Raw genomic sequence first — 581 nt, 5'->3', positions numbered from 1 at the left:
ACAAAATATAAGTCGCTGACCCATTATACAAAAGGTACGCAGTCACAAGATTTCTCTTGCTCCCACTGCTTGTACGTACACGGTTTCAGGTTCTATTTCACTCCCCTCACTGGGGTTCTTTTCGCCTTTCCTTCACAGTACTGGTTCACTATCGGTCAATCAGGAGTATTTAGCCTTGGAGGATGGTCCCCCCATCTTCAAACAGGATTTCTCGTGTCCCGCCCTACTTGTCGTTAGCTTAGTACCATAATAATGTTTTCGGATACGGGATTATCACCCTCTACGATTGAGCTTCCCAGCTCATTCTCCTAACAAAACCATTATCACTAACAGGCTCTTCCGCTTTCGCTCGCCGCTACTTACAGAATCTCGGTTGATTTCTTTTCCTCGGGGTACTTAGATGTTTCAGTTCTCCCGGTTTGCCTTATTAAGCTATGTATTCACTTAATAATAGTAGATTCTTCATCTACTGGGTTTCCCCATTCGGATATCTTGGATTAAACGCTTCTTATCAACTCATCCAAGCTTTTCGCAGATTAGCACGTCCTTCTTCGCCTCTGATTGCCAAGGCATCCACCGTG

Annotated in this window: 1 rRNA gene; it reads right to left on the bottom strand. The window is 44.6% G+C overall.

Going from position 1 to position 581, the window contains the following annotated elements:
• Positions 1-581, bottom strand: a 23S ribosomal RNA gene (locus DA085_RS20760); the annotation flags it as partial.

The organism is Ornithinimicrobium cavernae (assembly GCF_003121625.1).
In the GTDB taxonomy this organism is placed as follows: domain Bacteria; phylum Actinomycetota; class Actinomycetes; order Actinomycetales; family Dermatophilaceae; genus Ornithinicoccus; species Ornithinicoccus cavernae.
This window is presented reverse-complemented; position numbering and strand designations above follow the sequence as displayed.